The 24,311-nt window shown below is 61.3% G+C and carries 20 protein-coding genes; 11 read left to right on the plus strand and 9 right to left on the minus strand.

Features of this window, described 5'->3' with window-relative positions:
• The first annotated feature begins 12 nt into the window (after positions 1-12).
• Complete coding sequence (locus ACN0SD_RS03715) at positions 13-2,472, plus strand: ATP-dependent helicase (protein WP_417806875.1); 2,460 nt, start codon at positions 13-15, stop codon at positions 2,470-2,472.
• Positions 2,473-2,477: 5 nt separating this feature from the next.
• On the opposite strand, the gene ACN0SD_RS03720 is transcribed toward ACN0SD_RS03715, so the two are convergent.
• Positions 2,478-3,752, minus strand: coding sequence for an Nramp family divalent metal transporter (locus ACN0SD_RS03720; RefSeq protein ID WP_417806876.1), 1,275 nt, complete (start codon positions 3,750-3,752; stop codon positions 2,478-2,480).
• 187 nt (positions 3,753-3,939) lie between these two features.
• On the opposite strand from ACN0SD_RS03720, the gene mntR reads away from it, so the two are divergent.
• The gene (gene mntR, locus ACN0SD_RS03725) at positions 3,940-4,362 is read left to right on the plus strand and encodes a manganese-binding transcriptional regulator MntR (protein WP_417806877.1); all 423 of its coding nucleotides are present in this window, start codon (positions 3,940-3,942) and stop codon (positions 4,360-4,362) included.
• On the opposite strand, the gene ACN0SD_RS03730 is transcribed toward mntR, so the two are convergent.
• From ACN0SD_RS03730 to ACN0SD_RS03740, 3 genes are all read right to left on the minus strand, one after another.
• Positions 4,359-5,879: an acetyl-CoA hydrolase/transferase family protein gene (locus ACN0SD_RS03730; RefSeq protein WP_417806878.1), complete on the minus strand. Its 1,521-nt coding sequence runs from the start codon at positions 5,877-5,879 to the stop codon at positions 4,359-4,361. The two genes, mntR and ACN0SD_RS03730, sit on opposite strands and share 4 nt — an antisense overlap.
• A gap of 147 nt (positions 5,880-6,026) precedes the next feature.
• On the minus strand, positions 6,027-6,809 hold the full coding sequence (locus ACN0SD_RS03735; RefSeq protein ID WP_417806879.1) for a 23S rRNA (adenine(2030)-N(6))-methyltransferase RlmJ: 783 nt from the start codon (positions 6,807-6,809) through the stop codon (positions 6,027-6,029).
• Between the two features lie 713 nt (positions 6,810-7,522).
• Entirely contained in the window at positions 7,523-7,726 is a 204-nt protein-coding gene (locus ACN0SD_RS03740) for a DUF1127 domain-containing protein (RefSeq protein ID WP_417806880.1), read from the minus strand.
• Positions 7,727-8,070: 344 nt separating this feature from the next.
• Here ACN0SD_RS03740 and ACN0SD_RS03745 point away from each other — a divergent pair, with 344 nt between their 5' ends.
• From ACN0SD_RS03745 to ACN0SD_RS03785, 9 genes are all read left to right on the plus strand, one after another.
• Positions 8,071-9,153, plus strand: a complete 1,083-nt coding sequence (locus ACN0SD_RS03745; RefSeq protein WP_417806881.1) for an Mrp/NBP35 family ATP-binding protein — start codon at positions 8,071-8,073, stop codon at positions 9,151-9,153.
• 729 nt (positions 9,154-9,882) lie between these two features.
• Positions 9,883-10,368, plus strand: a complete 486-nt coding sequence (gene mraZ / locus ACN0SD_RS03750; RefSeq protein WP_417807188.1) for a division/cell wall cluster transcriptional repressor MraZ — start codon at positions 9,883-9,885, stop codon at positions 10,366-10,368.
• A gap of 3 nt (positions 10,369-10,371) precedes the next feature.
• Complete coding sequence (gene rsmH / locus ACN0SD_RS03755; RefSeq protein WP_417806882.1) at positions 10,372-11,382, plus strand: 16S rRNA (cytosine(1402)-N(4))-methyltransferase RsmH; 1,011 nt, start codon at positions 10,372-10,374, stop codon at positions 11,380-11,382.
• Entirely contained in the window at positions 11,379-11,723 is a 345-nt protein-coding gene (gene ftsL / locus ACN0SD_RS03760; protein ID WP_417806883.1) for a cell division protein FtsL, read from the plus strand. The genes rsmH and ftsL overlap by 4 nt, the downstream gene beginning before the upstream one ends.
• Positions 11,720-13,534: a peptidoglycan D,D-transpeptidase FtsI family protein gene (locus ACN0SD_RS03765; protein ID WP_417807189.1), complete on the plus strand. Its 1,815-nt coding sequence runs from the start codon at positions 11,720-11,722 to the stop codon at positions 13,532-13,534. Before ftsL ends, ACN0SD_RS03765 begins: the two co-directional genes overlap by 4 nt.
• Positions 13,535-13,621: 87 nt before the next feature.
• Positions 13,622-15,103, plus strand: a complete 1,482-nt coding sequence (locus ACN0SD_RS03770; protein ID WP_417806884.1) for a UDP-N-acetylmuramoyl-L-alanyl-D-glutamate--2,6-diaminopimelate ligase — start codon at positions 13,622-13,624, stop codon at positions 15,101-15,103.
• Positions 15,103-16,554, plus strand: a complete 1,452-nt coding sequence (locus tag ACN0SD_RS03775) for a UDP-N-acetylmuramoyl-tripeptide--D-alanyl-D-alanine ligase (RefSeq protein WP_417806885.1) — start codon at positions 15,103-15,105, stop codon at positions 16,552-16,554. The genes ACN0SD_RS03770 and ACN0SD_RS03775 overlap by 1 nt, the downstream gene beginning before the upstream one ends.
• A complete protein-coding gene (mraY, locus tag ACN0SD_RS03780; RefSeq protein ID WP_417806886.1) occupies positions 16,554-17,636 on the plus strand; it encodes a phospho-N-acetylmuramoyl-pentapeptide-transferase in 1,083 nt (360 codons plus the stop codon). The genes ACN0SD_RS03775 and mraY overlap by 1 nt, the downstream gene beginning before the upstream one ends.
• Positions 17,637-17,876: 240 nt before the next feature.
• Positions 17,877-18,083, plus strand: coding sequence for a cold-shock protein (locus tag ACN0SD_RS03785; protein WP_038127243.1), 207 nt, complete (start codon positions 17,877-17,879; stop codon positions 18,081-18,083).
• A gap of 91 nt (positions 18,084-18,174) precedes the next feature.
• On the opposite strand, the gene ACN0SD_RS03790 is transcribed toward ACN0SD_RS03785, so the two are convergent.
• From ACN0SD_RS03790 to ACN0SD_RS03810, 5 genes are all read right to left on the minus strand, one after another.
• The gene (locus tag ACN0SD_RS03790) at positions 18,175-19,533 is read right to left on the minus strand and encodes a VOC family protein (protein WP_417806887.1); all 1,359 of its coding nucleotides are present in this window, start codon (positions 19,531-19,533) and stop codon (positions 18,175-18,177) included.
• Between the two features lie 51 nt (positions 19,534-19,584).
• A complete protein-coding gene (locus ACN0SD_RS03795; protein WP_417806888.1) occupies positions 19,585-19,761 on the minus strand; it encodes a hypothetical protein in 177 nt (58 codons plus the stop codon).
• A gap of 31 nt (positions 19,762-19,792) precedes the next feature.
• A complete protein-coding gene (locus tag ACN0SD_RS03800) occupies positions 19,793-22,126 on the minus strand; it encodes a Tex family protein (protein ID WP_417806889.1) in 2,334 nt (777 codons plus the stop codon).
• A gap of 138 nt (positions 22,127-22,264) precedes the next feature.
• The gene (locus tag ACN0SD_RS03805) at positions 22,265-23,803 is read right to left on the minus strand and encodes a tripartite tricarboxylate transporter permease (protein WP_417806890.1); all 1,539 of its coding nucleotides are present in this window, start codon (positions 23,801-23,803) and stop codon (positions 22,265-22,267) included.
• A gap of 12 nt (positions 23,804-23,815) precedes the next feature.
• Positions 23,816-24,247 (minus strand): tripartite tricarboxylate transporter TctB family protein, encoded by a 432-nt coding sequence (locus ACN0SD_RS03810; protein ID WP_417806891.1) that lies wholly within the window; start codon positions 24,245-24,247, stop codon positions 23,816-23,818.
• Positions 24,248-24,311 lie beyond the last annotated feature (64 nt).

A 24,311-nucleotide genomic window follows, 5' to 3' on the forward strand; every position in this document is an offset into this window, starting at 1 on the left:
TAGATTGCCGCTATGACCGAGGCTTTTGATGATGATCCCTATGAAGGCGCGCTCAGCCTGTCGCAACGTGCCATGTCGGCGCGCGGCACGCCCTATCTGGATGGGCTGAACACCGAACAACGCGCCGCTGTCGAGGCGCTGGATGGCCCGGTCTTGATGCTGGCGGGCGCGGGCACGGGCAAGACCCGCGCGCTGACCTGCCGAATCGCGCATCTTCTGAACACGGGCCGCGCACGCCCCAATGAAATTTTGGCCGTAACCTTCACCAATAAGGCCGCGCGCGAGATGAAGGAACGCGTCGGTGCGCTATTGGGCACGGGCGGTGAGGGCATGCCGTGGCTCGGCACGTTCCACTCGGTTTGCGTGAAATTGCTGCGCCGCCACGCTGAGCTGGTCGGGTTGAAGTCAAATTTCACTATTCTGGATACTGACGACCAGATCCGCCTGCTCAAGCAGTTGATTTTGGCCGCGGATATTGACGAAAAACGCTGGCCCGCGCGGCAACTCGCGGGGCTGATTGATGGCTGGAAGAACCGCGCGCTGACGCCAGAAAAGGTGAAAGGGCGTGAAGCGGCGGCGTTCAACAATCGCGGATCAGAGCTGTATGACAGCTATCAGGCGCGGCTCAAAACGCTCAACGCCGTCGATTTCGGCGATCTGCTGCTGCATATGGTCACGATTTTCCAGACCCATCCGGACGTGTTGGAACAGTATCAACGCTGGTTCAAATTCCTCCTTGTCGATGAGTATCAAGATACCAACGTCGCGCAATATCTGTGGCTGCGGCTGCTGGCGCAGGGGCATCGCAATATCTGCTGCGTGGGCGATGATGACCAGTCGATCTATGGCTGGCGCGGGGCCGAAGTGGGCAATATCTTGCGCTTTGACAAGGATTTTCCCGGCGCGACGGTGATCCGGCTTGAGCAGAATTACCGCTCGAGCGAACATATTCTGGCCACCGCCTCGGGGCTGATTTCGCAAAATACGGGCCGCTTGGGCAAGGAATTGTGGACGCAGGCGCAGGGCGGCGACAAGGTGCGTCTGATCGGCCATTGGGATGGCGAGGAGGAGGCGCGCTGGATCGGCGAAGAGGCCGAAGCCATTCAACGCGGCACGCGCGGCAATGACCCTATCTGCCTGAACGATCAGGCGATTCTAGTGCGCGCCAGCCATCAGATGCGCGCCTTTGAGGATCGGTTCCTGACCATCGGTCTGCCCTATCGCGTGATCGGTGGGCCGCGGTTTTACGAACGTCTCGAGATCCGCGATGCGATGGCCTATTTTCGCCTTGCGATCAGCCCCGCCGACGATCTGGCGTTTGAGCGCGTGATCAACACGCCCAAGCGCGGCCTTGGCGATAAGGCGCAAAGCCGTATTCAAATTGCTGCGCGCGAAAACGGGTTGAGTCTGCTGGATGGCGCGCGGCTGTTGCTGCAGGAGGGCGCGTTGTCGGGTAAGGCGGCGGGCCAGTTGCGACTGTTTGTGGAAAACATCATCCGCTGGCATGATGAAATCGTGTCGGCGTCTGCGGCCAGTGCGACCACGGCGGCAGACGATGACGATCAACTGATCGAGGTCGATGCAACGGGCGTGGCCCCTGCCAATGATCTGTCGCATGTGCGTCTGGCCGAGCGGATTCTTGAGGAATCGGGCTATACCGAGATGTGGCTCAACGACAAAACGCCCGAGGCACCGGGGCGGTTGGAAAACCTCAAGGAACTCGTAAAGGCGCTGGAACAGTTTGAAAACCTTCAGGGATTTCTCGAACACGTCTCGCTGATCATGGACAATGATAAGCAAGAAAATGACGATAAAATCTCGATCATGACGCTACACGGCGCCAAGGGTCTAGAATTTCCCGTGGTGTTCTTGCCGGGCTGGGAGGACGGGCTGTTCCCCTCGCAACGCTCGATGGATGAAAGCGGACAGAAGGGGCTCGAAGAGGAGCGCCGCCTTGCCTATGTCGGCATCACCCGCGCCGAGCAGCTTTGCACGATCTCTTTCGCGGGCAACCGGCGCGTTTATGGCCAGTGGCAAAGCCAGATGCCCTCGCGCTTTATTGACGAATTGCCCGCGCGCCATGTCGATGTGCTGACCCCGCCGGGCCTGTATGGCGGCGGTATGGGCGACGGGTTTGGCAGCGATCACGCCGCGAGCCCGGCGATGGCGGATCGTGCCGCACGCGCAGATGTCTATAACTCACCGGGCTGGCGGCGTTTGCAGCAGGCCAATGCGCGGGGCGGGGCGGGTTACAGTGCGCCCAAACCGCGCGGCAAACCCGTCGTGATCGACGCCGAAGAGGCCGCCGCGTTCGACATTGGCGACCGCGTCTTTCACAAGAAATTCGGCTATGGCGAGGTCATGGGATCAGAGGGCGGCAAGCTCGTGGTGGAGTTTGACAAGGCGGGTGAAAAGCACCTTCTGGCCTCGTTCGTGGTGCCCGCCGACAGCGCGGATGACGTGCCGTTCTAAGGCGCTTAGCCAGCCAACCCCGGCACGGCAAATCCTGCCATCTGCCACAGCAACACAAAGTTCAACCCCAGCACGACGGTTGCCCCGATCACCGCCAGCCACAAGATCGGGCCGCGCACCGCAAACGTGCCCATCACGTCACGACGACGCGCGAACAGGATCAGCGCGATCATCGGCACGGGCAGGGCGATGGACAGCACGACCTGGCTCATCACCAGCGCCTCGGTCGTGTTCACGCCCATCGCGACCACGGCAAAGGCGGGCAGCATCGTGATCGCACGGCGCAACCAGATCGGGATGTGGCGGCGGATAAAGCCCTGCATGATCATCTGCCCCGCCATCGTGCCCACGACCGAGCTGGAAACGCCCGAGGCAATCAGCGAGGTCAAAAACGCCGCTGCGGCAAAGCCCCCAAGCAGCGGCGTGAGCGTGTGATAGGCGGTCTCGATCTCGGCAACGTCCGAATGGCCTTGGTGAAAGGCCGAGGCCGCCATGATCACCATCGCCATATTCACCATCCCCGCCACGGCGAGCGCGATGATCACCTCGCGGTTGGAAAAGCTGACAATCCGTTTCTTTTCAGATAGATTCGATGTAATTGCGCGATTTTGCGTCAGCCCGGAATGCAGGAAAATCGCATGTGGCATCACTGTCGCCCCGATGATCCCGACTGCGATAGTTAGCGCGCGGGCATCGGGCAGATCGGGTGTGCTCATCCCCATCAGAACGCCGCCCCAATCGACCGGGGCGATGAACATCTCGATCAGGTAGCTCGCGCCAATGACCATGACCAGCGCGCCGATCACCAGTTCCATCGGGCGAAAGCCGCCACGTTCAAACATCAAGATCGCGTAGGTCACGATGGCGGTGACGACCATGCCCCACAGCAGCGGCCAGCCAAACAGCAGCGACAGCCCCAGCGCCCCGCCCAGAAATTCCGCCAGATCTGTGGCCATTGCGGCGATTTCTGACACGATCCACATCGCGATCACGGCGGGGCGGGGGAAATGCTCGCGCGACAGTTCCGCAAGGTTCATCCCCGTGACAATCCCAACGCGCGCCGAAAGGGCCTGAAACAGCATCGCGATCATATTGGCCGCGAGCACCACCCAAAGCAGCCCGTAGCCATAGCCCGCGCCTGCCTCGATATTGGTCGCGTAATTGCCCGGGTCCATATAGGCGACCGAGGCGATCACTGCAGGCCCAAAGAACAACAGCATCCCGCCACGTCTGCGCCCGGCTAGAACATCAGCCATAGCGCTGCGGGTGCGATCACTCATTCCGGGGCTGTTCATGGGAGGGGCTTTCTCGAGGCGTCTGAAATCTATTCGTTGCGGGGAATGTAGCCTTGGCTACAAATTTAGCAAGAGGCTAAATCTATATGCAATGCAGAGATGTCAGCAGCGCAAGTTTTCCTTGGCAGGGCTGCGCGGTCGCGCTACGAAACAAGCCCCGAAAGGCAGTGTGATGAGCGAAACAGACCCGACCCAAATCAAGGGCTTTGACCGTGCCCGACAGGCCGCCTCGCGGGCGCTGACCGAGGATTACGTCGAGATGATCTCGGATCTGGCGGCAGAGTTCGGCGAGGCGCGCATTACCGATCTGGCGGCGCGTCTGGGCGTTGCGCATCCCACCGCAACCAAGGCGGTGGCGCGGCTTAAGCGCGAGGGGTTGGTGATTTCGCGCCCCTATCGCGGGGTGTTTCTGACCGAGGCTGGCGAGGCGCTGGCCGAAACCGTGCGCGCGCGTCATCGGGTGGTCGTGGCGCTGCTGCGCGCGGTGGGCGTTCCCGAAGAGGTGGCGGAACTCGACGCCGAAGGCATCGAGCACCATGTTTCCAGCCGCACATTGGCGGCGTTCGAGGCTTATCTGAACCGCACTAAGGGTTAATCTGGCAGCATCGAGCCGCTTTGCACGAACCGCTCGTGCCAGCTCAACGCCTCTCCCAGCAGATGGGGCGCGTGCCCGCCAAACGAGCCTTTCTTCGCGCGCTCATAATAATCGCGCAGCATGTCGCGATAGGCCGGATGGGCGCAGTTGGTTATGATCTTCTCGGCGCGCTGGCGCGGGGAGAGGCCGCGCAGATCGGCCAGCCCTTGCTCGGTTACGATCACCTGCACATCTTGCGCAATATGATCGACATGCGCTGCCATCGGCACAATCGCCGAAATCTTGCCGCCCTTCGCGGTGGAAGGCGTCATGAAAATCGACACATAGCCATTGCGCGCGAAATCGCCCGACCCGCCGATCCCGTTTTGAATCCGCGACCCCATGACCTGCGTGGAGTTCACATTGCCATAGATATCGGCCTCGATCAGCCCGTTCATCGCGATGCAACCCAAGCGGCGCACCAGTTCGGGATGGTTGCTGATCTCTTGCGGGCGCAGGATCAGCTTGTCGCGGAAGAACTGCGCGTTGTCGTTGAAATATTGCGCTTTTTCGGGCGATAGCGAGAATGCAGTGGCGCTGGCCATGCGCAAAGTTCCCGCCTCGATCATATCGAGCATGCCGTCCTGAATGACCTCGGTAAAGGCGGTCATCTGATCAAAGGGTGCCTCGATCAAACCGGCCATCACCGCGTTGGGCACATTGCCGACACCCGATTGCAGCGGCAGCAAACCGCGCGGAATCCGCCCCTGTTTGACCTCGTTGTCGAGGAAGTAGATGATATTGGCGGCAATCGCTTCGGCCACCGCATCGGGCGGGCTAAAGGGCGCGTTGCGATCAGGCCCGTCGGTTTCAACCACCGCTACGATCTTGTCGGGATCAACGCGAAAATGCGCCTGACCGATCCTGTCATCGGGCTTAATTAGCGGGATCGGCACGCGATGCGGGGGCAGGGCAGTGCCGTAATAGATGTCGTGCATCCCATCCAGCGCGTCAGACTGCCAGCGATTGACCTCAAGGATGATTTTATCGGCCTGCTCCAGCCATGTCATGTTATTACCGATGGAGGATGAGGGGATCAGCATGCCGTCCTCGGTGACGCCAGAAATCTCGATCACAGCGGTATCAAGCTTGCCCAGAAATCCCATCCAAGCCATCGGCGCGACCTGACTGAGATGCATGTCGAAATACTGCATCTGGCCGCTATTGATGCGCTCGCGCGCGATGGGGTCCGAATTGTAAGGCAGGCGGAATTCAATGCCATCCGCTTTGGCCAGCGCGCCGTCCAATTCCGGTCCCGTTGAGGCACCGGTCCAGATCGACACTTTAAACGGACGACCGGCGGCATGTTCGGCCTCGATTCGTTTCGCCAGCGCCTGTGGCACCGCCTTTGGATAACCCGAACCGGTAAACCCGCTCATCCCGATCACCGCGCCGGGTGCGATCAGCATCGCGGCGTCCTCGGCGCTCATGAGTTTTTCACGAAATTTTGGATGACGCAGGCGCGGGTTGTTGGACAAGGTAAGTCCTCCTTCAGACCTTGTGGCAGCCGTATGCCGCCGCATACAGCCAGATCGCCAGAAAATTGCGCGCCGCAAGGTGATTGTCCATGCTGAATCAGCTATGCGCTGATTGCATGGCTCCATTCTCTGACTGAATAGGGCATTTTAGAGAGCAGCAAACAGCGTCGACAGTCGCTCGGCCTCATCTTCCAGCCCCCAAGGCGGATTGATCACGAACATCCCCGATCCAATCATGCCATGTCCTTCTCGTGCCGGTGGAAAATCGACTTCATGGCTCAACGCATCAGGGAAATTTGTGCGTAAATTGGCCACCATCGCGGCTTGCCCCCCCGAGGCCAGCCGCGGGTACCAAAGCGCAATCATCCCAACGTTCCACTTTTTCGTGATCTGCGCGATCACACGCGGGATCGAGTCATAATCGGATTTCACCTCATATGAGGGATCAATCAGCATTAACCCGCGCCGCGGCGTTGGCGGACTCAGCGAAATCGCCATTTCCAGCCCATCCGCCTTGTGCAAAATTGCCCGCCTGCGCCCGATGGCCTCGCGCAGGGCGTCATATTCTTGCGGGTGCAATTCGCATAGATGCAACGTATCGGTGCGCCGCAACAGCGCTTGCGCCACCAGCGGCGAGCCGGGATAGGCCTGCGCGCCATGGGCTGCGCGCACCGTCTCCAGCGCGCGCGCATAGGGGTGGTCAGGCGCGAACCAGCCTAGATCGTCAATCCGCGCAATGCCTGCCGCCGCCTCGCCGGTTTTGAGCGACTCCGCACCATCCAGCGCATATAGCCCGCGCCCGGCATGGGTCTCGATATAGCTCAGCGGTTTGTCCTTGCGCGTCAGATAGTCAAGCGCACAGGCCAGCAGCGCATGCTTGTGCACATCCGCCAGATTTCCCGCGTGATAGGCATGTTGATAAGACAGCATTGGCATACTCCTTGGCGCCTTCCTGCCTGTCACGCTGGATGCACGCAAGCCCTTCATCTAGCCAAAAATACTCCGGGGGAGGCCTCGGGCCGGGGGCAGCGCCCCATCTGTTTGGACATGTCGCCCTCTGGCGACGGGGGTAGTGCCGTAACATCCAACTACAAGACATAAAAAAACGACGGCACCCAGGGAGGAGGAGGGTGCCGCCGTCTTTATCTACCTAAGGCCTCAGGGAGGAGGAGAGAGGCCCTTCGGTACGTTTGACGCCACTCCAGGGAGGAGGAGAGGAGTGACATCGCAGCCTCGGGTCCAGGGAGGAGGAGAGGACCCTCGGTATTCTTGGTGGCGACACCCTCAGGGAGGAGGAGAGAGGGTGCCGCCGAAACGATCGGCCCAGGGAGGAGGAGAGGGCCTTTCGTATAACATTGGAGCATTTGCTCCGGTGCACAAGTGCTGCGCTGCAGCATGCGACAGCCTGTCGCAGTTTGCCCGCTGAAGAATAGGCGGCGACCTCAGGGAGGAGGAGAGAGGTCACCGCCTTCTTCGCGCGGTTCCCAGGGAGGAGGAGAGGGAACCGAGCAGCTCGTTCCGGCATCAAGGCATCACACCAAGTCGGGCCGGTATATTTTGTGGCGACACCCTCAGGGAGGAGGAGAGAGGGTGTCGCCGATTTCCGAGCCTCAGGGAGGAGGAGGAGAGTCTCGGGAATTCAATTACTTACCGTATGCGGCCTCATAGGCCACGCGGGTGATCATCGAGGAATGCATCCCCAGATCGTCCAACTCGCGCTGGCTGAGCGAGCGCAGCTCGTTCAGGGTCTGGCGATACACTTTGCGACGTGCAAGCGCCTCAGAGATTTTGGTCATTACGGCGCTTATGCCGGTTTCGGACGTGCGGATATTCTGTACGAGTGCCATTGCTTCAGCCTCTAACTTTTTACTGGGCGCTTTGCGGATTCTCCGTCTGGTGGCCCGTGTTGGTTACGATGCGTTTTTCTATCGCGTTGTCGCTAACATGAGGCGAATGCTGCGCTTGCACAATGGCGTGGATGGGCAATGCTGCCATGCAGAAAGCGCATAACCGATTCTGACCTAATTCCCTTACGTCCGCGAAAGATATGTACGCGCTCATCCTCGTGATTGCGGATAACCTGACCTTTTAGACAGGGGTTGCCCTTGAACCTCGCGACAAAAACGCCACAGTCAGCGCGAAACGGGCCATATCGCAGATATGCCTAGAAAATGAGCAAGGAGAGATTTGCATGGGTTCGGGCAAGGAAGACGTGCTTTCAGCGCTGCGTTCAGTGGTGCTTGCGGGCGGTGGCGATGCGGTGAGTCGCGATTTGGTGCGCGCTTTGGCGGTGCAAGACGGGGTTGTGCGCTTCGTGCTGGAAGGCGCGCCGGGCACCGAGCTTGAGGCCGCGCGCCCCGCGCTTGAGGCCGCTGTGCGCGCGCTGCCCGGTATAACAAGTGTGACGGTGGTCGTGCCTGCTGGCCCGCCGCGCGGCTTGGGCGGCACGGCGCAACAATCCAAAGGCCCCGCGATTGGCGGTCATGCCAAGCCGCAATCGGGACCGCAAAAGGTGCCCGGCGTCAAAACAATCCTCGCGATTGGCTCGGGAAAGGGGGGCGTGGGCAAATCGACCGTCGCTTCGAACTTGGCCGTGGCGCTTGCGCGTGCGGGTAAAAAGGTCGGGCTGCTGGATGCCGATATATATGGCCCCTCGCAGCCGCGCATGATGGGGGCCAGTAAGCGTCCCGCCTCTCCTGATGGTAAAACGATCCTGCCGTTGCAGGCCCATGGTGTCACTTTGATGTCGATTGGTTTGATGCTGAAAGAGGATGAGGCGGTGATCTGGCGTGGCCCGATGTTGATGGGCGCGCTGCAACAGATGCTATTTCAGGTGAAATGGGATGAATATGGCCCGCTCGATGTGCTGCTGATCGACCTACCGCCCGGAACCGGTGATGTGCAGCTTAGCTTGTGTCAGAAAACCACGCTCGACGGCGCGATCATCGTGTCCACCCCGCAGGACGTGGCGCTGCTTGATGCCAAGAAGGCCATTGATATGTTCCGCCGCCTCAAGGCGCCGATCGTCGGGCTGATCGAAAACATGTCGACTTACATCTGTCCCAATTGCGGACATGAGGCGCACTTGTTCGGCCATGGTGGCGTTGCTACCGAGGCCGCGCGTCTGGACTTGCCGTTCCTCGGGGCGTTGCCGCTGGATCTAGAGGTGCGCTTGGCCGGGGATTCGGGCACACCGATTGCCTCGGGGCAGGGACCGGCGGCGCAGGCCTATGCGTCTCTCGCGCAGGGGCTGATTGTGCAAGGGCTGATCTGAACGCGGGTCGCGACTATAAAGGTCATGAAACGGCGTCCCGACGGGGCGCCGTTTTGCTATTCGGGGGCGGCGTCTGGGTGCTTCACGGGAATTCATGGTGCGCGCTATGGGACTTCACGGGACCGTTCCCGCCGTGTGACGGGAATTTCCGGCGCAGATTCGACTGAATCACGCCATTCTCACGTGAAATCCGGACGAATCACGGCGGCGTGATCATGCTTTCGGGGCTTCGACTGTTGGCGAAAGGCCACAGAATGCCGGATTTCCATCGTATTTACGGGACCGCATGGGTAAAAAATGCAAAAAATGTGGAGGCCGGATTTTTACTATATCTGGTGTGTATAGTTAACTGAGCGTCAATTTATGGTGCGAATTCCTTACTATATCTAGTTTTTCAGGGGGCCTCCGCTCAATATGCGGGGCGAAATCGTTGATTTTTTTATTGCTTCCCGTGAATTCCCGTGGCATCCCTTGGTCATCGGAAGCGAAAACAAACGAGGCAACAAGACCTCACGGCGAAATGCAGGTTTCATACAGGCTCTCGCTTCACGAAAACAAAGAGATCCGGCGCGTGGGCGAGCAGACATCCCCCCAGGTGGCACGCGTAGTCGGACATACCCAGCGATGGGACGAGGGCGGCGGATTGAGCAGTGGCAGCAGCTCAATCCGCCGTTTTCACTTCAAGGCCCTCGGGTCGGGGACAGGTAAGGAGCGCGCGTTTTGGCGGGCATGTTCATAGGCGAATACACCTTCAAGGTGGACAGCAAGGGTCGCGTGTCGATTCCCGCCCTGTTTCGTCGTGAGCTTGAAGAAGGCGATCCCCAGCGCCCCAATGTCGACCGTCCCCGTATGGTGATCGTGTTCGGCGCTGACAGCCAGAAAATGCTGCAAGTCTACACGCAAACAGCTTTCGAAGCCTTGGCCGCGGATATCGCCGCGCTGCCGCGTGGCTCGAAAAACCGTGCGATGCTGCAACGTGTCGTGCTGTCGAAATCCCACCCCACCGAAGTTGACCCTGACGGGCGTCTGGTGCTGCCAGCCGCGCTGCGCACCAAGATCGCGCTGGAGGGTGAGGCGAAATTTGCCGGGGTCGGCGAGACGTTTGAAATCTGGAAACCCGAAACCTTCGACGCGGTTGATGCGGCTCAGACCGAAGCTTGGGTCGAAGAGCAGGGCGATGATTTCGACCCTCTCAGCCTGCTATACGCGGAGTGAGCGATGTCGGATCGGGACGCCCAACCCACCGCGCCCCCCCATGTTCCCGTGCTGTTGCGCGCGCTTCTCAAGGCGGTTGCACCGGTTTCGGGAACTTGGATGGATGGCACGTTCGGGGCAGGGGGCTACACGCGCGGTCTGCTTGAGGCGGGCGCGGATAAGGTGATCGGTGTTGATCGTGACCCGGCGGTGTTCAAGATGGCCGCAGGTTGGCGCGATGACTATGGCGACCGGCTTGAACTGGTCGAAGGCACGTTTTCCGACATGGACCGCTACAGCGATGCACTGCTGGACGGGGTCGTTCTTGATCTGGGCGTGTCCTCGATGCAGCTTGATCAGCCAGAGCGCGGGTTTTCCTTCATGCGCAACGGCCCGCTGGATATGCGCATGTCGCAAGACGGCCCAACGGCAGCCGATCTGGTCAACAGCGCGGATGAGGCCGAACTGGCCGATATCCTGTTCCAATACGGCGAGGAGCGCGCCTCGCGCCGCATTGCCAAGGCCATTGTCGCGGCGCGCCAAGCCAGTCCAATTGAGACCACCGCGCAGCTTGTGCAGGTGATCGAATCTTGCCTGCCGCGCCCCAAACCGGGGCAAAGCCACCCCGCTACGCGCAGCTTTCAAGCGATCCGCATCGCGGTAAATGATGAATTTGGCCAACTGATCGCAGGGCTAGAGGCGGCGGAACGCGCGCTTAAACCCGGAGGGCAACTGGCCGTGGTCAGCTTTCACTCGCTTGAAGATCGCGTGGTCAAGCGGTTCATGGCGGCGCGCGCGTCCACCGGCGGGGGCGGCTCGCGCCATGCCCCGATGGGCGACACGCGCGTTCCCGCCTTTGAAATCACCGTTAAGGGCGATGGCCCTGATGCCGAAGAACTGGCGATCAACCCGCGCGCGCGTTCGGCGCGGCTGCGCGTGGCGCGGCGCACCGATGCGCCCGCCATTGCCACCGATCGCAGTCAGCTGGGTCTGCCCGGCCTTGTGATCGGATCAAAGAAAGGACGCCGCCGTTGAGACTTCTTGCTTATCTTGCGACTGCATTCGGGGTCATGGCGCTTGCGTTCTGGGCCTATCACGTCAATTACGACACGCAGAACCGCGTCGATACTTTGCGCGATCTCAACCGCGAAATTTCATCGCTCAATGAGGGACTCACGGTGCTCAATGCCGAATGGGCTTATTTAAACCGTCCCAAGCGGTTGCGCGAACTTGTTAATCTAAATTTTGGCGCGTTGAAACTGCTGCCAATGACGCCCGAGCAATTCGGCACCGTCGCCGAAATCGCCTATCCGACCCCGCAGATGGAGTCGATCTCGGACCCGATTGAGGTCAGCGCCCCGAAGGAGGATCGCTGATGCGCACACCGCTTCGCCCCCTTGCCCGCATCCTGAACGCCCGCGCCAAGGGCGAAAACACTGATGCAATCGAACGCGAAAACCGCCGTTTGCGCGGCGAGGCCACGCGCGACGATGCCCGCCAGCGCGCCGAGGGGCGTTTGCTGGTGATGTCGGTGCTGTTTCTCGCGGCGTTCCTGACGGTCGGGTTGCGGATGGGGTCATTTGCCGCCGCACGCCCCGAAGAGCCCCAGACCGACGGCCCGCGCGCGACGATTTCCGCTCAACGCGCCAATATCGTGGATGATAAGGGGCGGGTGTTGGCGACCAACTTGCTGACGCATGCGCTTTATGCCCAGCCACCACTGATGATCGACCCGATGGGCACGATCGACAAGCTCGTCAAAATATTCCCCGATCTCGACCGCGACCGTCTGATTCAGGATTTCACTGGCACGCGCAAATTCGTCTGGATCAAGAAAAGCATCTCTCCCGAGCAGCTTCAGGCGGTGCATGATATCGGCGATCCGGGTCTGATGTTTGGTCCGCGCGAGATGCGTCTTTATCCCAACGGACACCTCGCCGCTCATATTCTGGGGGGCGCGCGCTATGGCGCTCAGGGGGTGAACTCCGCCGAAATCCTTGGCGTGGCCGGAATCGAGAAGGAATATGACAAATGGTTGCGCGATCCGGCCAATGGCGGCAAGGCGCTGCGCCTGTCGCTTGACCTGACAGTTCAAACCGCGCTGGAAGACGTGCTGGCGGGGGGCATGAAGCTGATGCATGCCAAGGGCGCGACTGCAGTGCTGATGCGGGTCAAAACCGGTGAGATCGTAGCAATGTCGAGCCTTCCCGATTTCGATCCCAATGACCGTCCCGCGCCGCTGCTCAAGGGCGACCCTTCCGATAGTCCGCTGTTTAACCGCGCGGTTCAGGGCGTGTATGAGCTGGGCTCGACCTTCAAAATCTTTGCGGTCAGTCAGGCCTTGCAGGACGGGCTGGTTAGCCCGACCACGATGATTGACACCGTGCCGTTCCGATTTGGCGGCTTCACGATCCACGACTTCCACAATTACGGCAAACAGCTTTCGGTGACCGATGTGCTGGTGCACAGCTCCAACATCGGCACAGCGCATATCGTGCAAAAAATCGGCCCCTCCGCGCAAAAAGCGTTTCTGGGCAAGCTCGGCCTGCTTGAGCCGACGCCGGTGGAATTGATTGAGGCCCCGACCGGCCGTCCGATCGTACCCAAAAAATGGTCCGAGATGTCTTCGATGACGATTGGCTACGGGCACGGCCTGTCTGACAGCCCGCTGCATCTGGCCGCAGCCTATGCAACAATCGCCAATGACGGTAAGCGCGTGCTGCCCACGCTGATTTCCAAGGGCGGGCCGCATAAGCCGGTTAAGCAAAAATACGGCGCTCCCGAGGGCGCGCAGGTTGTCGAGCCTGATGTTGCGCGCAAGGTATTGGCGATGATGCGCGCCGTGGTGACGCGCGGCACGGCAAGCTATGGCGACGTTGCAGGTTATCAGGTGGCCGCCAAGACCGGCACCGCCGACAAGCCCGACCCGCAGGGGGGCTATTACGACAAGAAGGTGATATCGACTTTCGCGGGCGTGTTCCCGGTGACGGATCCGAAATACGTGCTGGTGTTGACGCTGGATGAGCCCTCTGACACATCGGGTAAGATCCCGCGCCGCACAGCAGGCTGGACCGCCGTTCCCGTCGCCGCTGAGGCGATCCGCCGTGTCGCGCCGCTTTTGGGTCTGCGCCCCGAACCGACGACCCCCGCGGTGTTGGATGGTATCTCGCTGGTCAAAGCGGACTAAGCGCGGGGGTGCCGTAGGCCCCGGCATCTTGACCTTGGCAAGTCGGGCCGTGATAAGAACTGCGGGCTGAGTGAGGGACAAAACGATATGGCCGCAGGCACCAAGATGCTAAGCGAATTGGGGCTGACGCCGCTGGGCGGGCCGGACCGTGCGGTTTCGGGACTGTCGGTCGATAGCCGTCAGGTCAAGCCTGGCCATCTCTTCGCAGCCCTTCCCGGAAGCAACATGCACGGCGCTGAATTCGTGCCCTACGCGCTGCGTATGGGCGCGGGGGCCATTCTGACAGATCGCGCGGGCGAAGGCGTGGCGCGCGCCGCACTGGTGGGCACCGATGTGGCGATAGTCGTGACCGAAGATCCGCGTCAGGCGCTGGCCTTTGCGGCGGCGCTTTGGTTTGGCCGCCAGCCCGAAACCGTGATTGCGGTGACGGGCACCAATGGCAAGACCAGCGTGGCGACCTTCACCCGCCAAATCTGGCAGGAACTGGGTCTTGAGGCGTCCAATATCGGCACCACAGGCGTTGAGGGCAGCTACACCGCGCCCTCGCCCCATACCACGCCCGAACCGATCACCCTGCACCGGTTGCTTAGCGATATGGTAAGCGTTGGCGTGACCCATGCCGCGATGGAGGCCTCCTCGCATGGCCTCGCGCAGCGTCGCCTTGACGGGGTGACGCTGACCGCGGCGGCGTTCACGAATTTCACGCAAGATCATCTCGATTATCACGCGACCTTTGATGAATATTTCGCCGCTAAGGCCGGGCTGTTCACGCGCGTTCTGCCCGAAGATGGTGTGGCGGTAATCAATCTTGACGATCCCAAGGGGCGGGAACTGGCGAAATACATCACAGCGCGCGGGCAGGAACTGATCGGGATCGGCACCAGCGATGCGTGCGAGATGCAGATCCTCGGGCAGCGCTATGATGCGACGGGGCAGGATGTGCGGTTCTCGTGGCAGGGCTGGACGCAGATGACCCGCCTGCCGCTGATTGGCGGGTTTCAGGCGATGAACGTTCTTAGCGCCGCAGCACTTGCCATCGCGTGCGGGGCCGAGGCCGAGGAGGTGTTCGCCACCTTGCCGCGCCTGAGCACCGTGCGCGGGCGGATGCAACTGGCCGCGACGCGCGAAAACGGTGCCACAGTCTTTGTCGATTACGCCCATACGCCCGATGCGGTGAAAACCGCGCTGTCGGCGCTGCGCCCGCATGTGATGGGGCGTCTGATTGCCATTGTCGGGGCCGGAGGCGATCGCGATGCTACCAAGCGCCCGTTGATGGGGCAGGCAGCGCGCGAGCATGCCGATCTGGTGATCGTGAGTGATGACAACCCGCGTTCCGAAGACCCCGCCGTGATCCGTGCCGCCGTGATGCTGGGCGCGCCCGAGGCGCTCGAGGTGGGCGATCGCGCCGAGGCGATCTTGCGCGGTGTCGATGCGCTCCAGCCGGGCGATGCGCTGCTGGTGATGGGCAAGGGGCATGAAAGCGGGCAGATCATTGGCCAAGACGTCTACCCGTTCGATGATGCTGAACAGGCCAGCCTTGCGGTGGCGGCCCTGGATGGGAAAATCTGATGTCGCTGCTTTGGACCTCTGAGGATGCCGCGCGTGCTACCAAGGGACGCGCGACGAAACCTTTCGCCGCCACAGGCATTTCCATCGACACCCGCACGATCCGCCCCGGCGATCTGTTCGTCGCACTGAAAGACGTGCGCGATGGCCATGATTTTGTGCGTGCGGCGCTGGATGCTGGGGCGGCAGGCGCGCTGGTCTCGCGCATCCCCGAGGGCTGCTCGGATAAAGATGCGCTGCTGATCGTGCCCGATGTGCTGGGCGCGCTGCAAGATTTGGGTCGGGCAGGGCGCGCGCGCTCTAAGGCGCGGGTGCTGGCGGTGACGGGCTCGGTGGGCAAGACCTCAAGCAAGGAAATGCTGCGCGCGGTGCTGTCTGCTCATGGTGCAGTTCACGCCGCCGAGGCCAGTTTCAACAACCATTGGGGCGTGCCCATCACGTTGGCGCGGCTGCCCGAAAGCGCGGATTTCGCTGTGATCGAGATTGGCATGTCCAATCCCGGCGAGATCGCGCCCCTTGCGCGCATGGCGCGCCCGCATGCCGCGATGATCACCACCGTCGCGCCCGCCCATCTTGAGGCATTTGAGGATCTGGCCGGGATCGCGCGCGAAAAGGCCGCGATCTTTGAGGGACTGGAACCGGGCGGTACGGCCGTTATTCCCACGGGCCTTGAGGTCACTGATATTCTGCGCGCGGGCGCTGAAAAACACGCGCAAACCGTCGTGACCTTTGGCACCGCGCCGGGGTCTGATTATCAACTGCTCTCGGCGCGTATCGCGGGCGACGCCACGATTGTGCAGGCCAGTCACGCGGGACAGCCAATGCTGTTCAAGGTGATGACGCCGGGTGCGCATTTCGCCGCGAACGCCTTGGGCATTTTGGCATTGGCCGAGGCGGTGGGGTGCGATCCAACCGTAACGGCGATGGATCTGGGCGCGTGGGAACCTCCGGCGGGGCGTGGTCAGCGCCAGCGCATCTACATGGATATCGTGGATGAGCTTGAGAACTTTGATCTGTTTGACGACGCGTTCAACGCCAATCCCGCCTCGATGGCGGCTGCGCTTGAGGTGCTCGCAGGCAGCACGCCGCGCGACGGGGTGGGGCGCACCGCCAAGGGCCGCCGCATCGCATTCTTGGGCGATATGCTGGAACTCGGCTCGCAAGAAAACGCCATGCACGCCGCCCTCGCTAATCATCCCGCGATGGCAAAAATTGATGTGGTGCATCTGGCTGGCCCGCGCATGGCACACTTGCGCGATGCGTTGCCGCGTGCCAAGCGGGGCGAGTATTTTGAGACCGCCGCCGAATTGGCTGCGCGGGCGCGCCATCTTGTCGATCCCGGCGATGTGGTGTTGGTGAAAGGGTCCAAGGGCTCAAAAGTGAGCCTTGTCGTTGAGGCTTTGAAGAAACTGCGCCAACCCGGCGCGCGCGATGCGCATAGGGGGAAAGAGTAATGCTTTACTGGCTCACCGATCTGTCTGATGGCGGCGGCCCGTTCAATCTGTTTCGCTACATCACCTTTCGCGCGGGCGGGGCGTTTTTCACAGCCCTTCTGTTTGGCTTTATCTTTGGCCCATGGCTGATCCGCACGCTGCGGATGCGTCAGGGCAAGGGCCAGCCGATCCGTGATGACGGCCCCGAGGGGCATCTTGCCAAGGCCGGAACGCCTACGATGGGCGGTATCTTGATCCTGTCGGCGCTGCTGGTCTCGACCCTGCTTTGGGCGCGCCTCAGCAATGGCTATATCTGGGTCGTCTTGATGGTGACCTATGGCTATGCCGCGATCGGCTTTGCCGATGATTACGCCAAAGTGTCCAAGCAAAACACCAAAGGCGTGAGCGGCAAGATGCGCCTTGGGCTGGGCTTTCTGCTGGCGCTGATTGCGTCCCTTGCGACGTGGTATCTGCACCCGGCCGAACTGGCAGGCCATGTCGAGGTGCCGTTCTTCAAAAGTCTCGTGCTCAATCTGGGTTATTTCTACATCCCCTTTGCAATGTTCGTGATGGTTGGCTCGGCCAATGCGGTGAACCTGACAGACGGGCTTGATGGGCTGGCGATCATGCCGGTGATGATTGCGGCAGGCACGCTGGGCGCGATTGCCTATGTCGTGGGGCGCACCGATTTCACCGAGTATCTGGGCGTGCAATTCGTGCCCGGCACGGGCGAGCTGGCGATCTTCACAGCGGCGCTGATGGGGGGGGGCCTTGGGTTCTTGTGGTATAACGCGCCGCCGGCGGCGGTGTTCATGGGCGATACGGGCAGTCTTGCACTGGGCGGCGCGCTGGGCGCGATCGCCGTATGCACCCAGCATGAAATCGTGCTGGGCATCGTGGGCGGCTTGTTCGTCGTCGAGGCGCTGTCCGTGATCATCCAGGTCGCCTATTTCAAACGCACCGGCAAACGGGTGTTCCTGATGGCCCCGATCCACCACCATTTTGAGAAAAAGGGCTGGTCCGAACCTCAGATCGTCATTCGGTTCTGGATTATTTCGCTGATTTTGGCGCTGATCGGACTGGCGACACTGAAGATCCGCTAGGGCTGAAGGGCACTGTTTTAGCGCGCGCCGTTGGGGGTGCGCGCTTATCCGCTCAACACCACGCAAACTTGGTGCAATGAATCATAGACAAGCGGGTCGTGATATGGCACTAAGCGCTGGCTACGTTTCCTAAATCGATCCCCTGCTTTCCCTACCGGACTTCAGCGAACTCGATCTTGGCCGACTGCGCCACGCTGTTGCACTTCCGCGAACAGGTTGAAAATTAAAGGAGATCTCACGATGGCCAATGGTACCGTGAAATGGTTTAACGCAACTAAAGGTTTTGGCTTCATTGCTCCCGAGTCCGGTGGCAAAGACGTCTTTTTGCACATCTCTGCTGTTGAGCGCGCTGGTCTGACCACCGTGAACGACGATCAGAAAGTCACCTATGACGTCGAAGCTGGCCGTGACGGTCGCGAATCGGCTACCAACCTCAAGCTCGCTTGATCGGTTGATCCAGATTTGGAACGGGGCGCCTTCGGGCGCCCTTTTTCATTGCGCAATGCGCATCTTGTAACCGCCGCCAAGCCCCGTCATGTCATGCAAGAAGATGGCTCTGGCCAAGCTGGTTAAGCGCGCAGGCAAGGCTGTCGTTTTCAATCTCTGCGTAAAGCGCCATCTCATCAGCGACCTGCGCCCCCAAGGCCTCCTCAAACGCGTCCTGATTGGCTGCGGCGCGATAGGTCGACTGATCCTCGCTATTCAAGTTCGATTGGAAAATCCCCGCCGCCGAAACCGGCAGGAAATCTTCATAGACTTGCGGATCGGCAATTAGCGCACCTGATGCAATCAAATCCGACAGGCTCTTGGCGCGCGCGGGCGCGGCCTCATCGTTCGCGCGATAGCGAAAGAACGCCAACCCTTGCGCGCGCAGCGCCTCCAGATCATCGGGCAGGCAGCCAAACCCTGCGTCCAGCAGGCTCGTGTAACTCTCAGCACCCGGCGCTGCCGCCTCTGTCCGCAACTGCGCCAAAGCCGCATCATAAAGTGCCCGCCCCGTCGGCGTCAGGGCGACACCGCGTTGCTCGATCTCGCCGAAACGCGCAGTATGACTGCCGCTTTCGCCCTGAAACTCGACCGGCTCGTCCAGCGCCTTGAACGAGGTCTGGCGCAGCAAGATATCGGCCTTGCGCCGCGGCGGCCCCTCGATAACCGCTTTGGGCGCAATGCCGCGCTTGGGCATCTCGCTTTGCGCGCGATCAATATCTAGCGTGCGCGGCGTCAGATGGTTGATATGAGGCCCCTTGAAACTGACCACATCGGCGATCAAGCGGTGCGCGTTGACCAGCTTGTCATAGGTCGCGCGCGACACCGTGGCCTCGCTGTGCCAGCGGAATGTCTCAAGCGCTTGCGTCACGAATTCCTGCGCCTGCACCTCGTTCAATCCCCCCTGCGACTCTGCCAGTTCGATCAGTGCAAGGGCGCGATCTGTTACGATCTGGCGGCGCGCAAGGATATCTTCGGCCTCGCTCGCAAGCGCGCGATCCTCGATCAGATCAAGGCGCAAAAGCGAGGTGAACACCCGGAAGGGATTGCGCTGCAAGGCGGATTGTTCGATCGGGCGAAACGCGGTGGAATGCACTGGAATTCGGGCCACGGACAGGTCGTAATAGCCCACCGGATACATGCCCATCACGCCAAACATGCGCCTGATTTGGCCCAGTTCGCGCGCGCTCCCAAGGCGGATTGCGCCGTGGCGTTCGACGTCGAGACGCTGCAGCTCTCCCGCTGCGTCAAGGCGCACCTTAAGCGCCGGGTTAGCCGCCAAGGTTGCCGCGTTCACCTCGCGCACCAGCTCGATCAGCGCACCATATTGGGGCACCTCAGCGCGATACATCTGCGACATCGCGTTTGAAAAAAGCGTGCGGATGGCATCAGGGGAAAGGTGGTTGGTCATAGCGGCCTCGTTGATCTTTACGCCCGAGTATATCGCAAAGACCTGCGACGACTAGGGCGACCGCCGCGCACCCTCAATACGCGCCCATGCGGGATGATCATCGGCAATCAGATGGCCCCCCATATGCGCCGTCACAAGCGCATAGGCATAGATCGAGCGATACTTGGCGCGCCGAATTGCGGCATCGCGCCAGTCGCGCAGCCGTTTAGGATAGCTGATCCCAAGCATGGGAGATGATTTAGGGTCTCGCGTGAGGCGTTCAACCGCGCGGGGTTTTGGGCGACTGCTTTAACGCCTCGGCAAGGGCTGATCCGAACGCGCCCTGACTGGCGGGGGCGGCTTTTGGGGTCGATTTCGGGGCAGGGGCGGATCGCTGCGTATTTTTTGGCTTGGCCGTTTTGGGCGCATCTGGCGCCTGCGCGCCGCCCCCGTCCTTGCGCATGCTCAGCCCGATACGCTTGCGCGCAACATCCACTTCGGTGACGCGCACACGCACCACGTCGCCAGCCTTAACGACCTCGTGGGGATCTTTGACGAAACGATCTGCAAGCTGGCTGACATGCACCAAACCGTCCTGATGCACGCCGATATCGACGAACGCGCCGAAGGCCGCAACATTGGTCACCGTGCCTTCCAGCGACATGCCCGGTTTAAGATCGGTGATCGCGTCGACCCCTTCGGCGAAGGTGGCGGTCTTAAAGCTCGGGCGCGGATCGCGGCCCGGTTTCTCCAGCTCGCTGAGGATATCGCGCACGGTGGGCAGGCCGAAGGTGTCATCGACGAACTGCTCGGCGCGCAGACCCGACAGCGCGCTTTCATCGCCCATAATCGCGCGGATGTCACGCCCGCAGGCCTGCACGATCTTGCGCGCTACGCCGTAGGCCTCGGGGTGCACCGAGGAGGCATCCAGCGGCTCGCTCCCGTCATTGATGCGCAGGAAACCCGCGCATTGCTGAAAGGCTTTTGGCCCGAGACCGGGTACTTTCAGCAGCGCCTTGCGGTTGGCAAACGCGCCATTGGCATCGCGATGCGCCACGATAGACTGCGCCAGCGACGGCCCGAGACCCGCGATATGGGACAGCAGCGGCGCCGAGGCCATGTTGAGGTTCACGCCGACCGCGTTCACCGCATCCTCGACCACCGCCTCCAAAGACTGGGCGAGGCGGCGCTGATCGACGTCATGCTGATATTGCCCGACCCCGATGGCTTGGGGTTCGATCTTGACCAGCTCTGCCAGCGGGTCTTGCAAGCGGCGCGCAATCGACACCGCGCCGCGCAGCGACACGTCAATGTCGGGGAATTCCTGCGAGGCCAGTTCCGAGGCCGAATAGACCGAAGCCCCCGCCTCGGACACGATCACCGGCGTTGGGCGCGTCACCCCGGCGGGCAGGCGTTTGAGCACATCCGCAACAAGGCGTTCAGATTCGCGGCTCGCCGTGCCGTTGCCAATCGCGATCAGCGCCACGCCGTGTTTGGCGATCAGGTGTTTCAGCGTCTCTTCCGATCCGCGCAGATCATTGCGCGGCTGGAACGGGTAGATCGTGGCCGTGTCCAGCAGCTTGCCCGTTTCATCGACCACCGCGATCTTGCAGCCGGTGCGGATGCCCGGATCAAGACCCAGCGTCGCGCGCGGCCCCGCAGGCGCGGCCAGCAGCAGATCGCGCAGATTGCGCGCGAACACATCAATCGCGGCGTCATGGGCGCGCTTGCGCAGATCGGCCATCAACTCGATGAACATCGACAGGCTTAGTTTGACTTTCCACGCCCAAAGCGAGGCCTCACGCAGCCAGAGATCGCCCGGAGCTTGACCGGGAATCCCGATTTCAGCGGCGATGATGTCAAGGATGCGGGGCAGGCCAGTGTCTGGATCGGGGCCGATATCGACGCTCACGATTTCCTCTTTCGAGGCGCGCAGGATGGCAAGCGCGCGGTGGGAGGGGATCGTGGCCCATTTCTCGCTATGATCGAAATAATCCGAGAATTTCGCCCCTGTTTCTTCCTTACCCTTGATGACGCGGGCGGTGATCAGCGCGTCTTCATGCAACACTTTGCGCAAGCGCCCCAGCAGCGCGGCGTTTTCGCCAAGCTCCTCAACCAAGATATCGCGCGCGCCGTTCAGCGCGTCTTTTTCTGTTTCCACCGCTTCGCTTAGATAGCCGCTGGCCAGTAGTTTTGGCTCTGCTCTCCGATCGGCAAGGATGGCGCGCAGCAGCGGCTCAAGCCCGTTTTCGCGCGCGATCATCGCCTTGGTGCGCCGCTTGGGTTTGAAGGGCAGATACAGATCCTCAAGCACCGCCTTGGTGTCGGCATTGCTAATCAAACGCGCCAGATCCGGGGTCAGCTTGCCCTGCGAGGTGATCTCGCCAAGGATGCTGGCGCGGCGCTTTTCCAGCTCTCGCAGATAGTCCAGCCGCTCGGCCAATTGGCGCAGTTGCGTGTCATCCAGACCGCCGGTGGCCTCTTTGCGATAGCGCGCCACGAACGGCACGGTGTCGCCGCCATCCAGCAGGGCGATCGTGGCGGTAACCTGCTCGGGACGGGCGCTGATATCGGTGGCGATGGTGCGGGCGATGCGATCTGCAACGGCGGTCATATGGGGCTCCCTGCGGTTGTCGAAGGGCCGTGATAGCGCCGCAGCCCGGGGCCGCCAAGCCCTGCCGGTCCGTCTCGACAAAAACGTGCCGAGTGTCGGGAAAGGGGGGCCGCGCATTTCTGCGCGACCCGCCAAGTTTTAGTCGGCGATGCTGCCTTCATCGTCGCGCCGCGCCGTCATGCGATCGCGCAGCAGGCGGCCAAAGAAGATCGGCGCGAGGAAGCCAAGGATAGCAATGATCCACAGCCCAATCGCCAGCGGGCTGCCCACCAGCACCCACCAATCGCCGTTGGAGATCTGCACCGCGCGGCGCAGGTTACTTTCCATCGGGTTGCCCAGCAGAATCCCTAGAATGACAGGCACCAGCGGCACGTCGAACTTGCGCAACACCCAGCCGACCACGCCAAAGCCGATCATCACCATCAAATCAAAGCTCGACCCCGAGATGCCGTAGATTCCGACAAAGCTGACCATCGCCACAATCGGCATCAGCACGCGCGGCGGGATCAGCAGCAGGCGGGTAAACACGCCTACCATCGGAATATTGAGCGCCAGCAACATGAAGTTGGCGATGAACAGCGCCGCGATCAGGCCCCAGACCACATCGGGGTTTTGCGTAAACAGCAACGGCCCCGGCGTGATATTCAGGCTTAGCAGCACCGCCAGCAACACCGCCGTGGTGCCAGACCCCGGCACGCCAAGCGCCAGCATCGGTACCAGCGCACCGCCAGCTGCGGCGTTATTGCCCGCCTCGGGGGCGGCCACACCGCGCGGATCGCCTTTGCCAAACGTGCCTTCGCGATCGACCAGCCGCTTTTCCATCGAGTAGGAAATGAACGAGCCCAGCGAGGCGCCAGCGCCGGGCAAAACGCCCGCCAGAAAGCCCAGCCCTGAGGTGCGCAGCATCGTCGGGATACAGCGCTTCACCATCGCCCAAGGCGGGGTGATGCGCCCGATCTCGACTTTTTTGCCAGCCGCATCGGATTCGCCGTGGCGGTGTTCGAGAAAGACAAACACCTCGGACAGTGCGAACAGCCCGACGATGGCAACAAGGAAGTCGATCCCGTCATACAGGTGAACCTCGCCAAAGGTCATGCGCGGCACGCCGGTCTGCGTATCCACCCCGACCATCGCGAGTCCAAGGCCAATCGCGGCAGCAAAAGCGGCCTTGGCCTGGTTGGTGGAACTCACGCCGCCCAGCGTCATGAAGGCCAGCGCAAACAGCGCGAAATATTCCGCCGGACCGAACAGCAGCGCGATCTTAACCAGTTGCGGGGCTAGCAGGATAAGCCCCCAAGTCGCAAAAAACGCCCCCACGAACGAGGCAATCCCTGAGATCGACAGCGCCTCGCCAGCCATGCCTTTTTGCGCCATCGGATAGCCATCAAGACAGGTCATCATCGCGGGTTCATCGCCCGGAATATTGAGCAGGATCGAACTGATCCGCCCGCCATACATCGCTCCGTAATACACGCTCGTCAGCAAGATCATCGACGGTGTCGGGCCAAGGCCCAGAGTGAACGCCAGCGGGATCAAAATCGCGACCCCGTTCGAGGGGCCAAGACCGGGCAGCGCGCCCATGATCGTGCCCAGAAGGCAGCCGATCAGCGCCAGTCCGATATTCTGCCAAGTAAGCGCCACGTCAAAGCCGTGGGCAAGTTGGGCTAGGGTATCCATCGCGTGCTCCCTTCAGAAACCGAACGGACCACGGGCCAGCGACAGCCCGAGGATCAGGTGAAAGACGATATAAATCCCGACCGAGATCGAGATGCCCGCGATGATTGCGGACAGCGGCTTTGACCCCAGACGCCAGCTGAGATAGGCGGCGGCAAAGGCGGTCGCGATCACGAAACCGATCTCGGGCAGCACTTGCGCGTAGATCATCAACGCCACCACAGCCGCGCCGATTTCCACCAACCGCCCCAGCGGTGGCCAGACCGGTTCAGGGTCGGGGCGCAGCGCGATATAGGCCGAGGCAAGGCCAAGGATTGTCGCGACAATATAGGGGAACGCCTTGGGGCCGACGGTATCGGTTAGAAAGCTTTCCTGAATTTGACTGGCGGCAAAGGCGTAAAAAATCGCCAAAGCCAAGCCGAAGGCACCGAAAATCCGGTCGCTCATCTATGACCTCCAAAGCGGTAGGGAAGGGCGCGCGGAACGCGCAGGCCCGGAAATATGTGTAAAG

The sequence above is a fragment of the Thioclava sp. genome, assembly GCF_048263065.1.
Taxonomy (GTDB): Bacteria; Pseudomonadota; Alphaproteobacteria; order Rhodobacterales; family Rhodobacteraceae; genus Thioclava.

What these genes read in the sequence shown, in the direction of transcription:
- ACN0SD_RS03715 (WP_417806875.1), top strand. Translation starts at nt 13, where the DNA reads ATGACCGAGGCTTTTGATGATGATCCCTATGAAGGCGCGCTCAGCCTG.
- ACN0SD_RS03720 (WP_417806876.1), bottom strand. Translation starts at nt 3,752, where the DNA reads ATGAGTGATCGCACCCGCAGCGCTATGGCTGATGTTCTAGCCGGGCGC.
- mntR (WP_417806877.1), top strand. Translation starts at nt 3,940, where the DNA reads ATGAGCGAAACAGACCCGACCCAAATCAAGGGCTTTGACCGTGCCCGA.
- ACN0SD_RS03735 (WP_417806879.1), bottom strand. Translation starts at nt 6,809, where the DNA reads ATGCTGTCTTATCAACATGCCTATCACGCGGGAAATCTGGCGGATGTG.
- ACN0SD_RS03740 (WP_417806880.1), bottom strand. Translation starts at nt 7,726, where the DNA reads ATGGCACTCGTACAGAATATCCGCACGTCCGAAACCGGCATAAGCGCC.
- ACN0SD_RS03745 (WP_417806881.1), top strand. Translation starts at nt 8,071, where the DNA reads ATGGGTTCGGGCAAGGAAGACGTGCTTTCAGCGCTGCGTTCAGTGGTG.
- mraZ (WP_417807188.1), top strand. Translation starts at nt 9,883, where the DNA reads ATGTTCATAGGCGAATACACCTTCAAGGTGGACAGCAAGGGTCGCGTG.
- rsmH (WP_417806882.1), top strand. Translation starts at nt 10,372, where the DNA reads ATGTCGGATCGGGACGCCCAACCCACCGCGCCCCCCCATGTTCCCGTG.
- ACN0SD_RS03770 (WP_417806884.1), top strand. Translation starts at nt 13,622, where the DNA reads ATGGCCGCAGGCACCAAGATGCTAAGCGAATTGGGGCTGACGCCGCTG.
- ACN0SD_RS03775 (WP_417806885.1), top strand. Translation starts at nt 15,103, where the DNA reads ATGTCGCTGCTTTGGACCTCTGAGGATGCCGCGCGTGCTACCAAGGGA.
- mraY (WP_417806886.1), top strand. Translation starts at nt 16,554, where the DNA reads ATGCTTTACTGGCTCACCGATCTGTCTGATGGCGGCGGCCCGTTCAAT.
- ACN0SD_RS03785 (WP_038127243.1), top strand. Translation starts at nt 17,877, where the DNA reads ATGGCCAATGGTACCGTGAAATGGTTTAACGCAACTAAAGGTTTTGGC.
- ACN0SD_RS03790 (WP_417806887.1), bottom strand. Translation starts at nt 19,533, where the DNA reads ATGACCAACCACCTTTCCCCTGATGCCATCCGCACGCTTTTTTCAAAC.
- ACN0SD_RS03795 (WP_417806888.1), bottom strand. Translation starts at nt 19,761, where the DNA reads ATGCTTGGGATCAGCTATCCTAAACGGCTGCGCGACTGGCGCGATGCC.
- ACN0SD_RS03800 (WP_417806889.1), bottom strand. Translation starts at nt 22,126, where the DNA reads ATGACCGCCGTTGCAGATCGCATCGCCCGCACCATCGCCACCGATATC.
- ACN0SD_RS03805 (WP_417806890.1), bottom strand. Translation starts at nt 23,803, where the DNA reads ATGGATACCCTAGCCCAACTTGCCCACGGCTTTGACGTGGCGCTTACT.
- ACN0SD_RS03810 (WP_417806891.1), bottom strand. Translation starts at nt 24,247, where the DNA reads ATGAGCGACCGGATTTTCGGTGCCTTCGGCTTGGCTTTGGCGATTTTT.